Annotated in this window: 12 protein-coding genes; 2 read left to right on the top strand and 10 right to left on the bottom strand. The window is 63.5% G+C overall.

What is annotated here, in order from left to right; all coding sequences use genetic code 11:
• Positions 1-1,686: 1,686 nt before the first annotated feature.
• The 4 genes from C41B8_RS07775 to C41B8_RS07760 form a co-directional block, all read right to left on the bottom strand.
• On the bottom strand, positions 1,687-1,875 hold the full coding sequence (locus C41B8_RS07775; protein WP_156962470.1) for a hypothetical protein: 189 nt from the start codon (positions 1,873-1,875) through the stop codon (positions 1,687-1,689).
• A gap of 46 nt (positions 1,876-1,921) precedes the next feature.
• Positions 1,922-2,713, bottom strand: a complete 792-nt coding sequence (gene iolB, locus C41B8_RS07770; RefSeq protein ID WP_037336327.1) for a 5-deoxy-glucuronate isomerase — start codon at positions 2,711-2,713, stop codon at positions 1,922-1,924.
• A gap of 291 nt (positions 2,714-3,004) precedes the next feature.
• The gene (locus tag C41B8_RS07765) at positions 3,005-3,766 is read right to left on the bottom strand and encodes an ABC transporter permease (protein WP_037336325.1); all 762 of its coding nucleotides are present in this window, start codon (positions 3,764-3,766) and stop codon (positions 3,005-3,007) included.
• Positions 3,763-4,692, bottom strand: a complete 930-nt coding sequence (locus tag C41B8_RS07760; RefSeq protein WP_037336322.1) for an ABC transporter ATP-binding protein — start codon at positions 4,690-4,692, stop codon at positions 3,763-3,765. Before C41B8_RS07760 ends, C41B8_RS07765 begins: the two co-directional genes overlap by 4 nt.
• A gap of 115 nt (positions 4,693-4,807) precedes the next feature.
• On the opposite strand from C41B8_RS07760, the gene C41B8_RS07755 reads away from it, so the two are divergent.
• Complete coding sequence (locus C41B8_RS07755) at positions 4,808-5,587, top strand: hypothetical protein (RefSeq protein ID WP_051883261.1); 780 nt, start codon at positions 4,808-4,810, stop codon at positions 5,585-5,587.
• Here C41B8_RS07755 and C41B8_RS07750 read toward each other — a convergent pair whose 3' ends face one another.
• Together C41B8_RS07750 and C41B8_RS07745 are read right to left on the bottom strand one after the other, a co-directional pair.
• Positions 5,588-6,490 carry a M23 family metallopeptidase gene (locus C41B8_RS07750; protein ID WP_084188677.1) on the bottom strand — a complete coding sequence of 301 codons (903 nt, stop codon included), beginning with the start codon at positions 6,488-6,490 and terminating at the stop codon, positions 5,588-5,590.
• Positions 6,487-6,954, bottom strand: a complete 468-nt coding sequence (locus C41B8_RS07745; protein ID WP_037336319.1) for a GNAT family N-acetyltransferase — start codon at positions 6,952-6,954, stop codon at positions 6,487-6,489. The genes C41B8_RS07750 and C41B8_RS07745 overlap by 4 nt, the downstream gene beginning before the upstream one ends.
• Before the next feature lie 130 nt (positions 6,955-7,084).
• Here C41B8_RS07745 and C41B8_RS07740 point away from each other — a divergent pair, with 130 nt between their 5' ends.
• Positions 7,085-7,450, top strand: a complete 366-nt coding sequence (locus C41B8_RS07740; protein WP_037336316.1) for a SpoIIAA family protein — start codon at positions 7,085-7,087, stop codon at positions 7,448-7,450.
• A gap of 112 nt (positions 7,451-7,562) precedes the next feature.
• Here C41B8_RS07740 and C41B8_RS07735 read toward each other — a convergent pair whose 3' ends face one another.
• From C41B8_RS07735 to C41B8_RS07720, 4 genes are read right to left on the bottom strand one after another with little or no spacing between them, the layout of a single operon-like run.
• A complete protein-coding gene (locus C41B8_RS07735; RefSeq protein WP_037336313.1) occupies positions 7,563-9,398 on the bottom strand; it encodes an IucA/IucC family protein in 1,836 nt (611 codons plus the stop codon).
• Positions 9,395-10,009 carry a GNAT family N-acetyltransferase gene (locus C41B8_RS07730; RefSeq protein WP_051883260.1) on the bottom strand — a complete coding sequence of 205 codons (615 nt, stop codon included), beginning with the start codon at positions 10,007-10,009 and terminating at the stop codon, positions 9,395-9,397. Before C41B8_RS07730 ends, C41B8_RS07735 begins: the two co-directional genes overlap by 4 nt.
• Entirely contained in the window at positions 10,009-11,367 is a 1,359-nt protein-coding gene (locus C41B8_RS07725; RefSeq protein WP_051883259.1) for a lysine N(6)-hydroxylase/L-ornithine N(5)-oxygenase family protein, read from the bottom strand. The genes C41B8_RS07730 and C41B8_RS07725 overlap by 1 nt, the downstream gene beginning before the upstream one ends.
• Entirely contained in the window at positions 11,360-12,955 is a 1,596-nt protein-coding gene (locus C41B8_RS07720; protein ID WP_051883258.1) for a pyridoxal phosphate-dependent decarboxylase family protein, read from the bottom strand. The genes C41B8_RS07725 and C41B8_RS07720 overlap by 8 nt, the downstream gene beginning before the upstream one ends.
• Positions 12,956-12,995 lie beyond the last annotated feature (40 nt).

Below are 12,995 nucleotides of genomic sequence, written 5' to 3'. Positions count from 1 at the left end.
GCTGCGCTGCGCTCAAGGGGACCCGAATACAGCCCGGTTCGCGAGGTTTGCGCGTTCGAGCCAGGAAAACTCGCGAGTTTGACGTTACTTGGGGTTTCGCGCTGATGCGCGACTCCCTTTCGTTTGCTTGTCCAAACGAAAGGAAGCAAAGGAAAAGACACCCTACCTTGCGCCGATGCTGCGCATCGGTGCCCTGCGCGGCTCCGGCCGCAAGAGGGACAGCCGCGAAACTCGCGCTGCTGCGCAGCACTCAGACACACGGCTGCCTTTGTCCTCTTGCAGCCTCCACTGCTCGGCGCTGCGCTCAAGGGAACCCGAATACAGACACCGCCCGCGACACTGCGGAACCCTCGTGATGCTTGGGAGAGGGGTTTGTATTACGCCCCGTCTGAGGCGACGGAGACGCGCAGCGGCGACGGGTGTCCGGCGCACTGCGCCGGGGCGGCCAGCCTGTTTGAGCGTCGCCAAAGCGACGCGAGTTCTGGCCGCATCCCGTCGACGCGAGCATCGCAGTGCACCGGCGTAGCCGGCGCCGATGCGGGTGCTCTTTTCTTGGTTCCTTCTTTTGAGCAAGCAAAAGAAGGGACTCGCACTGCAGTGCGAAACCAAAGTTCAAATGACCTGGCGGCTCAAGGTATTGGCCGCCAAAATCAACTATTGGAGCCAGGAAAACTCGCGAGTTTGACGTTACTTGGGGCTTCGCGCTGATGCGCGACTCCCTTTCGTTTGCTTGTCCAAACGAAAGGGAGCAAAGGAAACGACACCCTATCTACGCGTCGATGCTGCGCATCGATCCCCTGCGCTGCTCGCCGAGCCGGGCGCAGCCGGAACTCGCTGACGCTCAAACAGCCGGCTGCTTCATCCCGTCTCGGCTGTGCTGCTCGGCGCTCCGCAAGGGAACCCAATACAGCGCGGGCCCGCGACAGGTCGGTGTACGCGCAATGCCTGGGAGATGGGTTTGTATTACGTCCCGTCTGAGGCGACGGAGACGCGCAGCGGCGACGGGTGTCCGGCGCACGGCGCCGGGGCGGCAAGCTGTTTGAAGGCCGCCAAAGCGGCCTGAGTTTTTGCCGCATCCCGTCGCCGCGAGCATCGCAGTATCGCCCCGAGAAGCGGAGCAGGGCCTTCCCGCAGCGAAGCTGTGGGATGCGACCTTCGGCGGGTCGAACCGGACGAGTCGTGGCGTGGGGCTCGTGCCGAACGCCGGCGGTCGCATCCCGGCTACGCCGGGAAAACCCTGCTCCTCGCCTCGTACGGCACGGCGTAGCCGGCGCCGATGCGGGTGCTCTTTTCTTGGTTCCTTCTTTTGAGCAAGCAAAAGAAGGGACTCGCACTGCAGTGCGAAACCAGAGTCCAACTCGCCCCGCGGTTCAAAACCAGTAGCAGCCCAAACCGGCCACCTACGCCTGCACAAATCACGTCGCGGAGATTCTGTGAGCGTCTAACGCCCCGGACGAACGCTGACTCGTAAAAGGCCGCTCACGCCCTATCAATACCACTCGCAAAAGCCCGGAACCATGGGCATACGAAGCGCGGTTCTTGCCCACCAATCCGCCAAGCACAAAAAAAGCCGGCTGGGCCCAGCCGGCTTGGAACACCGTCGAAGCAACGCGCGTGGACCGGTTTCGGGTCCATCCAGGCGCTGGTTCGCGGCGACAATACGGCCTATCGGCCGTAAGGCACGATTCAATGAATGCGTTGTTCCTCGTCCGTGGTCGGCACGATATAGCCGGCCGCGTGCGTTCCACAGAAGGTTCCGACCCGTTCCATGAACGCGCCGATACGCGCCCAGAACGGGTGCTCACTCGTCCACTGACGGTCGAGTTCGGCATCGCGGTCTTGCGGGAAGACGTTATCGATACTCATGTCACTCATATCCGCTCCTGTGTTCAGCGGGTTCGCCCCGCCACGGTACGACCGGTTATTTCACCAGCCACGCGAAGTCCGGATCGGTGGTGAATTTCCATTCACGCTTCGGCCCGGCCATGACATTAAGGTAATAAAGGTCACAGCCATAAGGCGCACCGACCGGGTGGTACCCGCGTGGCACCAATACACAACTACCGTCGCCGAATGCCATCGCCTCGTCTATTGAACGATCGTCGGTATAGATCCGCTGCAGTCCGAAGCCACGCGACGGATTGAGGCGGTGGTAGTAGCTTTCCTCGAGAAACGATTCCTGCGGCAGGTTGTCTTCGTCGTGCTTGTGCGGCGGATAGCTCGACCAGTTGCCGGCCGGCGTATACACCTCGACCACCAGCAGGCTGTCTGCGGGCTCGGTCTCCGGCAGGATGTCGTGCACGTGGCGCACGTTGGCGCCTTCGCCACGCGTGCTCTGCTTGATGTCGCCGGGCTCGATCAGCCGCGGCGCGTGATGGCCGTGCCCCGGCGCCCCGCAGATGCCGAGCTCGACGTCCGTGATCGCTTCCACACTGTAGTCGGTATCGTTCGGCAGATAGACCGCATAGGGCGGCGTCTGCTCGAACACGCTCATGCGCTGGCCGATCGCCTCGAACGTCTCGTCGCCGCAACGAATGGTGGCCTTGCCGCTGAGCAGCACGAGGCACAACTCCAGATCGCCGCTGTTATCGGTGAACGTTTCGCCTTGCGCGAGGTTGCGCTGACGAAAACGCACGTATTCCAGCGGCTCGGCAGCGCGGGCCGTATCCAGCGTTTCGGCGGCATCGCGGGTCGGGTTAAGGAGAAGATCCATGGCGACTCGGGGTCTGAATGAATGATGTGTCGTTACTGGATATAGAACATATTTTTTATTTTTTACGATGGCAAACAATTTGTTTCATACTTTAGTCGAGATGGCCCGCGGCATTGGCCTCAACGTTCAAGTATCACGATCTCGGACCGCGCCGATCGGCATGTCGGTACAGCCGCAATTGTCGCGAAGGCGCGGCTGAAATTGGCCTGTTGTCGACCGGAGGGTCGTTGATCGTTCTGGATGGACAGACCGGATGGACAGGCCCTTCAGGCGTGTCCTGCCACGATGCGCTTACGACTTGAGCCGATAGCCCGTCTTGAAGATCCAGGCCACCACGCCGATGCATACGCTCAGAAAGAGGCAGACCATCAGCAGGCTCAAACCAACGCTGACATCGGCCGTGTTGTAGAAGCTCCAGCGGAAACCGGACACCAGATAGACGACAGGGTTGATCAGCGTCACTTTCTGCCAGAACGGCGGGAGCATATCGAGCGAATAGAAGGTGCCACCCAGAAACGTCAGCGGCGTGACGATCAGCAGCGGGATCACCGTCAGTTTTTCGAAGTTGTCGGCCCAGATGCCGATGATGAAGCCGAACAGCGCGAAGGTGATGGACGTGAGCACGAGAAACACCACCATCCAGACCGGATGAGCGATATGAATGCTCACGAACAGCGTCGACGTGGCCAGAATGATCAGGCCGAGCATGGCCGATTTGGTCGCGGCCGCGCCGACATAGCTGGTCACGATCTCCACGAACGACACCGGTGCCGACAGCAGCTCGTACACGGTGCCAATGAATTTCGGGAAATAGATCGCGAACGAGGCGTTCGAGATGCCCTGGGTCATGAGCGACAACATGATCAGCCCGGGCACGATGAAGGCGCCGTAGGAGACGCCCTGCACTTCGCTGATGCGAGAGCCGATCGCGGAACCGAAGACCACGAAGTACAGACAGGTCGAGATGACCGGCGAAATTACACTCTGGCCAAGCGTGCGGCCGGTGCGAGCCATCTCCGAAATATAAAGCGTCTGAATTGCACGCCAGTTCATCGATCGGCCCCCACGAGGTTGACGAAGATCTCTTCCAGCGAACTCTGCTCGGTATCGACGTCGACAAACGCCACGCCGGCCGCATCGAGATCGTGGAACAGTTGCTTCACGCCAGTGGTACCGGTCGCGGCGTTATAGGTATAGACGAGCCGCCGCCCCTCTTCGGCCAGCCGCAGATCATAGTCGGCGAGCGCATCCGGCACGCGCTCGAGCGGCTCGGCCAGCACCACCGCCAGGCGTTTCTCACCGAGCTGCGTCATCAGCGCGGCGGTTTCGTCCACCAGCCGGATTTCGCCGTTCTGAATCACGCCGATGCGATCGGCCATCTGCTCGGCCTCTTCCAGGTAATGCGTGGTCAACACGATGGTCACGCCGTGCTCGCGCAGACCACGCACCACGTTCCACATGCTGCGGCGCAACTCGACATCCACCCCGGCGGTCGGCTCATCCAGAAACAGAATCTCGGGTTCGTGCGACAACGCCTTGGCGATCATCACGCGACGCTTCATCCCGCCCGACAGTTCGCGCGTGGCGTTTTTGCGCTTGTCCCAGAGCGACAGATCCTTGAGCACGCGTTCGATATGGGCATTGTTCTTGGGCTTGCCGAACAATCCGCGCGAGAACGCCACCGTCGACCAGACCTTGGTGAATGGCTCGACCGTCAGCTCCTGGGGCACGAGGCCAATCTTCTCGCGCGCGGCCCGAAACTCGCGAATGACGTCGAATCCTCCGGCCCGGGCGCTGCCGCCTGTCGGATTGACGATGCCGCACAGGATATTGATGAGCGTGGTCTTGCCGGCGCCGTTCGGGCCGAGCAAGGCAAAGATCTCGCCGCGCTTGATATCGAGGTCGACGTTCTCCAGCGCCTTGAAGCCCGATTCGTATGTCTTGCTCAGGCCACGGATTTCGATCACGGGCTCGGCCAATGGCTCATCCTTTGCCGCGTTCGCGGCCGCTCGTCGAATCGAACCAGTATGCCACCGTCACGCGGGCGCTGAATCGCGCTATCTTCGAATCGGGCAGTCCCATCGAGAGGTGCAGATGAGCGACCGAATCATTCCCTTCGACCCCGACCGGCGCGCCCGGCGGACGCGCGATCCGGACACGCCGGCCTCGCGTCAGCGCCCGCCCGTGCCACGCGTGCCGGATTTCGCACGCGCCGACGCCACCTGGCTACAGGCGCGGGACATCGCGTTTCTGCTGGAAATCGACGGCCATGATCCGGACGACGCCAGTCTGATCACCGAGGGCATCCCGCCGGCGCTGGAAGCGCTGCTGGAACGGGAAGGCGTCGCCGCTCGAGTGGCCGGCGAAACCGGCGGCTGGCTCAATATCTCGCCGCATCTGTATTTTCACGTCATGCTGCGCCGGTTGCTACCGGCGCCCGGTAATTACCTGCAGCGGCGCGTCATCCGCTATCTGGCGAATCTGCTGAGTCTGTTTGTGCGCACCGATCGCCTGTATCGCGTACAGCCCGGCGAGGACGAATCGTTCGAATATCTGGTGGATCTGCTGGCCGAAGCCGCCGAAAGCGAGCCGGAACGTCAGTTCCTGGTCCATGCCCATCTCGGCAACTATGCCCTGTATCTGGCCGGGATCGGCCGCGGCTGGGTGGAATATCGGCGTCGATACGGGCGCAGTGCGCTCGGGCTCGACTACTACCAGGACATGGGCCGCCGTGCCTATCGCCAGGCGGCCGAGCATCGCCTGGCTCGCGAGCTGGAACTGCAACCGGTGTTTAATTATCTGTCGCAGCAGTTCGACCGCTATGCCGATGCGCTGCTCCGTCTCGGCACCGCACGTGCCCCAAGCGGCAACTAGCTATCGACGATCGAGCACCAGCAACGGATCGATCCGCACGTTATACCAGGTCATGCCCCAGTGCAGATGCGGCCCCGTGGCGCGCCCGGTGGCGCCGACGCGGCCGATGACCTCGCCCTGCTCGACGTGATCGCCAACATGCACGTTGAGCTTCGACAGATGCAGGAAGTTGGAACCGATACCGTAGCCGTGGTCGATCAGGATGGTGCCGCCGGTCAGATAGAGATGCGGATCGGCGAATACCACGCGCCCGGCGGCCGGCGCCTTGACCGGCGTGCCGGTGGCCGCGGCGATATCCATTCCGGAATGCGCTGATCCCGGTGTGCCGTTGTAAATGCGTTGGTTGCCAAAGCGGCCGCTGATGCGACCGCGCACCGGCCAGATAAAATGCTGGGCGAAACCGAGGCCATCGTCGCTGGTTTTCCGCGCCCGGGACACTCGCGCCTGCTCGCGGCGAATACGGGCCGCGATGGCCGGCGGTGGCGACACGGTCTTCGGCGGCACACCATCGACCCGTTGTATCGGCCAGTCGCGCGGCTCGACGGCTACCCGCACGACGCGCGTCTTGCCGCCGGGCGTCGTGACCCGAAGCCGTGCCCCGTTGGTCGCGTCGCGCCCAATGCCGAATACAACGGTGCCGTAATCGGTCACCCGCAGGATACGCCCGGCATAGTGCACGGTGCTGCCGGGCGGTACCCGCCCGATCACCATCGCGCCCTGCTGGACATGGTCCGGAAACGCGAACGCTTCTTCGGCGAGCGCTGGCGGCGCGATCAGCACGATCACAAGCCAAACGACGGCGCCCACGATCGAGGATCGGGCTCGCGATTCGAGCGCGTGCCCGCCAACACGCAAAAAAGCCGCCGATAAGCTGCTGCCACGCCCGACGTAAACACGGCTCATGTCTGTACGCTCCGTGAAAAGTGGCCGGCGGCGCGCTGCATGGCACAGTGCGGAATGCCGTCCTCCAGATAAACGTCGGAGGCCACCGTGAATCCCAGCCCCTCGTAGAAAGCACGCAGATGAGCCTGGGCGCTGATCCGCACCGCGACATCGCCATACAGCCGCTGCGTCTCACGCAGGCCGGCCTGCATCAGATCGGTGCCAAGCCCGCGCCCCCGGAACGCGGGGGCGATCAGCACGCGGCCGATCGCGGGGATGTCGCCGGGCACGATGCGCAGATAGCCCGCCAGCGCGTCATCGATACGCAGACTCACATGGCGCGCGACGAGATCCTGCGCATCGGTTTCCTGATAGACACAGGCCTGCTCGACCACGAACACGGCCTCGCGCAATGACACGATCTCGTGGAACGCGATCGCCGACAGATCGCGCAGCCAGTGGCTACGAAAGCACAGCTCGCTCATGATTTGATCATCGATGCTTCTGAAACGCGCATTATGCCTGCCGGGCGCCGCGCCTCCGCCTAATCACGGATAGTGGCGCCCGTATGGGTTGGTTAGCGTCGGGGCCACATTCATCGAGCTGAGAGACCTCATGCTTCGAATCGCTCCATTCAAATCCGATGCCGAACACGTCGTCCCGCTGGAAGTCGACGGCGAAATCGGCGCCCAGGATTTCTCCAATATCGTGTCGACCATCGAGAAACGCCTCGAACAGCACGACACGCTGCGGCTGTACGTCGAGATCAAGTCGCTGGGCGGCATGTCCGCGTCCACGGTGTTCAGCGAGCTGAAGGACTCGATCAAGCACTGGGACCGGTTCGACAAACTGGCCGTGGTCACCGACGTGGAAGGCGTGCGCACCGCCACCACCGTCATCGACAAGCTGGCGCCCAAGCTGGAATGCAAGACCTATCGTTTCGACGAGCGCGAATCCGCGCGGCAGTGGGTCACGGCCTGATCTAGGAACATTGGCCCAGCCGCGCGGCTGGGCCAATATTTTCGCTATAAAAAAGGCCGCTCGAACGAGCGGCCAAGACCGATAGCCCTTCGGATGCGTCGAAAGTACGCAGTCAGGCCGTGGCGGCGTGGCGCCGAACCTCCGCGATCGGGTTATCGAGCCGGCCCACGAACTGCAGGTTGCCGGTCGGATCAGCCAGATCGAGCATCTGGCGGTTATTGGCCAGTTGCAGCCGATTGAGACAGGAGCGCGAGAAATCCGGGGCGAACAGGTCGTCGCGCGCGAACTTGTCGGCATATTCAGGATGGGCTGCCTGATAGCGCGTAATGCAGTCCGCCACGCGTGCCCAGAAACGGCTCTGAGAGTAATCGCGCTCGACCGCGAGCGTGGCCGCAATGTAGCGGAAGATCAGATCGAACAGATCGGTGAAGATCGACAACGTGCGGATCTCGTCCGGCACCGTCACGGCGATGCGTTGTACGTCGTCCGGCAGATCGGCTGCCGGGTTCATCACGGCGATTTCCTCGGCGATGTCCTTCATGATCACGCGGTCCACCGTATGCTCGCGCAGCACCAGAATCAGGTTCTCGCCGTGCGGCATGAACACCAGATCGTGCGCATAGAAGCAGTGCAGCAGCGGTGCCATATAGGCGTCCAGATAGGCCGTCAGCCAATCGTCGATCGACAGGCCCGAGGCATCGATCAGGGCACCGATCAGCGAATTCCCGTCGTAGTCGCGATGCAGCAAGGCCGCCATTGTCATCAGGCGCTCGCCCTCGCCGAGCCGCTCGACGGGTGATTCGCGCCAGAGCGCCGAGAGCATCTTGTTGGCGCCATCGGTCTTGGGCACCGCGGCTTCGAAATGCGGGTGCCGATAGCCCACCGCGGCCACTTCCCGCAGGATCGAAAAGCCGGTGGAGCGCAGATACGCATCGCCATCGATCAGATCGGCGAGCCAGTCGCAGATGGCCGGCGTGCCCGCCATGTAGTACGGCGACAATCCGCGCGGGAAGCCCATGTTGAGGATCGACAGGCTCGTCTTGACGTAGCAGCGGGTCGGCACGTCGTGATTGAACAGCGTCCGAATCGATTGCTGGGCCTGGTAGGCATTCGGCGCGAACCCGAGATGCACGAGATGTCGCGTGGCGATCTCGTCGGCAAAGGCAAACACCAGCTTGTTCTGCCATTGCCAGGGATGAACCGGCATAAAGTGATAATCGGCCGGGTCGAGCCCGAGTTCGACGAGCTGATCGGCGAATCGCTGCCGCGTGGTCGAGTCCAGCTCGCCAGCGAGATGCGACTCGACGCTGCGATCGCCGGCGGTCGCGAAATGCGCCCGGCTGACATGCGCCGCCACCCAGATCAGCCGGATCGGATGGGCGGCCTCCGGCGCATAGGCGGCGAAGTCATCGCCGGAAAACCCAACGCGGCCGTTGTTGGCCACGAAGGCCGGGTGCCCTTCCGTCATCGCCGCCTCGATGGTCTGAAAGTCGGCGAGTGCCAGTTCAGCCGCGGAATGGCGCGCCGTGGCGCGTTTGTAGGCCGCGCTATAGCGTGTGCTGGCGATCTCTTCGAGATACAGCGCCAGCATGTCGTCATTGAGCCCGAGCGTGGCCCGGCATTCGATGAACAGCGCGCCGGCATCCAGCGGCTGAGCAACGCCGTCGATCTCGCGCGTGATCGAGGCCGGCTCGACATCCCAGTGGTTGAGCCGGAAACGCCGCGCCGCGAAACGATAACGCACGCCGGGATCGTCGCCGGCGATTTCATAGCAGGCGGTGGCGGTTTCATCAGCGGGCGGGCCTTCGAGCGCGACCGGCTCGAACAGCCCTTCGTGGGCGAATTCGCCGATGATCTTCGCCACCAGCGCGGCATTCACCTCGGCCCAGCGGGCCGGCGACAGATGCGCCACGCTGCGCAGCGTGGCCGTCAGACACTGACAACTCATGCCGTGGTCTCCTTTCGGGCGCAGACCGTACGCTGCGCCGCTGTGAGTTGAGTCATGGCCGCGTCGCGATCGCGCGCGGTACAGGTCGCCAACCAGGCGGTCTTGTCGTCCAGCTCGAGCTGGCGGTGATAGACGAAGCCGGCACGCCGGTTGAGTACATGAATGCCGTTGTTGTCGACATCCGGCTCGACCACCAGCCGTTCGATGCCGGGCTGATCGAACAACGCATCCACGGTCAGCGCGAACACGGCCCAGGTGAACAGATGAATCGGCTGGCGTGGCGGAGCGATCAGCAGATGCATGCCGGCATCGCCGGGAGCAACCGGGTAATGCCGGCCCACCGGCTCGGCCGCGGGGTCGTAGACTTCCACCAGGAACGCCGGGTCTCCGGCGTGCAAGCCGATCAGCGCGGCATGGGTCGACGACGCCTCGATGGCCGCGAAATAATCGACTGTATCGGCCGCAGTATGGCCCGTCATGCCCCAGAATCGCGCGTGGTCGCTGGTCAGCCAGCGATGCGCGCAGGCCGCATGACGGCCGATATCGAACGGTGCGAGCGTCAGCATGCCCATGCCGGGTACGCAACGGGAATAGTCGGTGAATACATGCATCACGGCGTTTCCCGATCGCTCTGGAATCGAGGCCTCTCCGCTTCGGCCGAGGAAAGCCGGCGCGCATCGAAGCTCTGGAAGGCGATCCGACGCTCGATTCCGTAGACTTCGCGCCCGAGCAGCTGGCGGAGGATCACGGCATTGCGATAACAGGCCATGCCCAGATCCGACGCCGTGAATCCGTGGGTATGCAGCTCCGCGTTCTGTACGAACACGCGATCGCCCGCAGTATCGATGGCGTAGTCGCGGCTCACCCGGAAACGCCCTTGTCCGTCCCAGCGAATGCGGTGCGCCACCGCGTCGAGATAGCCCGGTACGCGATGCTGGAATCCGGTGGCCAGAATCAGCGCCTGGGTGCGATGCCGGAAGCGCACGCCCTGCTCGGCCTGCAGGAAATCGAGCACGTATTCGTCGCGATCAGCATCCCGCGTGACCGAAAGCAGAGTGGCGTTCGCCTGCATGCCGACGTTGGCGGTGCCGTGCACGTCTTTTTCGTACAGCCGATCGTAGATGGCGTCGGCCAGATCACGATCGATGCCCTTGTACAACGGCTTCTGAGACTGGCCGAGGCGGTGTCGGGTATGCTCGGGCAGCGCATGGAAATAGTCGATGTATTCCGGCGACGTGAGCTCCAGCGTGAGCTTGTCGTAGGCCATCGCAAAGAAGCGCGGCGAGCGGGTGAACCAGTCGAGACGCTGGCCCGGACCGGCCGCATCCAGGCGTTCGCGAAAGATCTCGGCGGCGCTCTGGCCGGAGCCGATGAGGGTCACGCTGGTCTTGTCGGCCAGCGTGTCGCGATGGGCCAGATAATCCGCGGCATGGCAGATTGGCCCGTCGAGTTCGTCGCACGCGGCCGGCCAGTAGCGCGCCGGCCCGGTACCGAGCACCAGGCGGTGGGCACGCCGGAGAGTGCGCTTGCCGGTTGCCGGGCGGATAGTCGTGACCTCATAGCAATCCGCGGCGGCGTCGTACTCGATGTGCTCGACGCGTTGTTCGAATACGAGATTCGACAGCCGATCGGCGACCCAGCGGCAATACTGATTGTATTCCGCGCGCAGCATGAAAAAGCTCTCGCGGATATAGAACGCATAGATGCGGCCGGTGGCTTTCAGGTAGTTGAGAAAGCTGTACGGACTGGTCGGATCGGCCAGCGTGACCAGATCGGCCAGAAACGGCGTCTGCAGCGTGGCGCCGTCGAGCAGCAGGCCGGGATGCCAGTCGAAGCATTCGTTCTCGTCCAGAAACACCGCATCCAACTCAGTGATTGGCGCGGCGAGCGCGGCCAGGCCGAGGTTGAACGGGCCGATGCCGACGCCGATGACGTCATGAATATGAGCGCTCGATTGGGTATCAGCCATGACGCCGCACCTGCCATGGTTCGTCGATGGCCGCCCCGGCACTCGACGCTGCGGGGCATCCGGCGCGATGTGCCTGTGCCAGCCGCTGCCCCGTGGTCACGATCAGCCCGAGCAATTCCGCCATGTCCGCGATCGTGGTCTGGGCGTTCATCAGGGTGAACTTGAGATAACGGCGCCCGCCGACGCGCGTGGCGGCAATCATGGCATCGCCGCTGGCGGCAAGCTCCGCCCGGATTGCATCGTTGAGCCCGTCAAGCTCGTCCGCCGCCATCGCCAGGCTCGGCCGGAACCGGAACACCAGCGCGCCGAGCTCGGGATCGTTGAGCAGTTCAAAACGCGGCTCGGCCAGCATGAGTCGATACGTGGCCCGCGCCAGATCGATGCCGGCATCGAACAGCCGTCCGATCGCATCCGGTCCGACCGTACGCAGGCTCACCCAGAGCTTGAGCGCATCGAAGCGCCGAGTGGTCTGCAGGCTCTTGTTGACCTGATCCGGCGTACCGGACGCCGCGGCCTCTTTTGGATTCAGATAGTCGGCGTGATGGGTCACATGAGCCAGCGTCGCGCCGTCGGCGACGAGCAACGCGCTGCAGGCCACCGGTTGGAAGAACGATTTGTGGTAATCGACCGTGATCGAATCAGCCGCCGCAAGTGCGGCGCAGCGATTCGCGCGCGTCGGCGAGACCATCAGACCACAGCCGTAGGCCGCGTCGACATGCAGCCAGAGGCCGTGCTCGCGGGCGATCCGGCCGGCGGATTCGACATCGTCCACGCTGCCGAAATCGGTGGTGCCGAAAGTGGCGACGATGGCGAGCGGGATCTCGCCACGCGCCCGGGCATCGGCGATTGCCGCGGCCAGCGCGTCCGGATTCATGCGCCAGGCTTCATCGACCGGCACGCCCACGATCGCCTCGTGACCGAGCCCCAGCAAGGCCGCGGCCTTGGCCAGTGAGAAATGACTGATGTCGGAAACGAAGATCCGCCAGCGCGCGGCCTCGGCCGGCAGCCCGTAGCGCTGAACATGGCCGGCACCGTAAACGCGCGCGGCGTATTGCTCGCGTGCCAGCAGCAATGCCATCAGATTGGACTGCGTGCCGCCACTGGTGAAGATACCGTCGGCCGTGCCGGGCAAATGCGCACGCGAAGCCGTCCAGCCAATGAGTTTCTGCTCGATCAGCGTGGCGCCGGCGCTCTGATCCCAGGTATCCAGCGAGGAATTGATCCCGGCCGCGATGATTTCGGCCGCGGCCGCGCTGCTCAATACCGGGCAGTTCAGATGCGCGACGTAGCGCGGGTGATGGAAATACACCGCGTGCCGAAAATACAGCGACTGCAGCTCGGTCAGCGCGGCGGTGAAGCCTGCCGGCGCCTCGCGATCCAGGTCGATCGCATCGATCGCACCGCGAATGTCGGCCGGTCCGACGCCGTCGAATACCCGATGCGCGTCTTCCAGCGCGCCAGCGACCGCGGCGACGGCCTGTTCTGCCTGCTGACGAAACACGGCCAGGCCGGCACGGCCGATGAGCGCGGCTGCCGGATCGGCGCCGGCTGTCGACGCCTTTACCCGGCCGTCCAGTTGCATGGACATAGGTCCTTCCTTGTCGATGATTCGATACCGCGATCGCCGC

The organism is Salinisphaera hydrothermalis C41B8 (genome assembly GCF_000732535.1).
GTDB classification, from domain to species: Bacteria; Pseudomonadota; Gammaproteobacteria; order Nevskiales; family Salinisphaeraceae; genus Salinisphaera; species Salinisphaera hydrothermalis.
This window is presented reverse-complemented; position numbering and strand designations above follow the sequence as displayed.

Bases quoted from the DNA above. Each gene is read 5' to 3' on its own strand.
- C41B8_RS07730 (WP_051883260.1), bottom strand. From the start codon at position 10,009: ATGCATGTATTCACCGACTATTCCCGTTGCGTACCCGGCATGGGCATG.
- C41B8_RS07750 (WP_084188677.1), bottom strand. From the start codon at position 6,490: ATGAGCCGTGTTTACGTCGGGCGTGGCAGCAGCTTATCGGCGGCTTTT.
- C41B8_RS07735 (WP_037336313.1), bottom strand. From the start codon at position 9,398: ATGAGTTGTCAGTGTCTGACGGCCACGCTGCGCAGCGTGGCGCATCTG.
- C41B8_RS07725 (WP_051883259.1), bottom strand. From the start codon at position 11,367: ATGGCTGATACCCAATCGAGCGCTCATATTCATGACGTCATCGGCGTC.
- C41B8_RS07740 (WP_037336316.1), top strand. From the start codon at position 7,085: ATGCTTCGAATCGCTCCATTCAAATCCGATGCCGAACACGTCGTCCCG.
- iolB (WP_037336327.1), bottom strand. From the start codon at position 2,713: ATGGATCTTCTCCTTAACCCGACCCGCGATGCCGCCGAAACGCTGGAT.
- C41B8_RS07755 (WP_051883261.1), top strand. From the start codon at position 4,808: ATGAGCGACCGAATCATTCCCTTCGACCCCGACCGGCGCGCCCGGCGG.
- C41B8_RS07720 (WP_051883258.1), bottom strand. From the start codon at position 12,955: ATGTCCATGCAACTGGACGGCCGGGTAAAGGCGTCGACAGCCGGCGCC.
- C41B8_RS07765 (WP_037336325.1), bottom strand. From the start codon at position 3,766: ATGAACTGGCGTGCAATTCAGACGCTTTATATTTCGGAGATGGCTCGC.
- C41B8_RS07745 (WP_037336319.1), bottom strand. From the start codon at position 6,954: ATGAGCGAGCTGTGCTTTCGTAGCCACTGGCTGCGCGATCTGTCGGCG.
- C41B8_RS07775 (WP_156962470.1), bottom strand. From the start codon at position 1,875: ATGAGTGACATGAGTATCGATAACGTCTTCCCGCAAGACCGCGATGCC.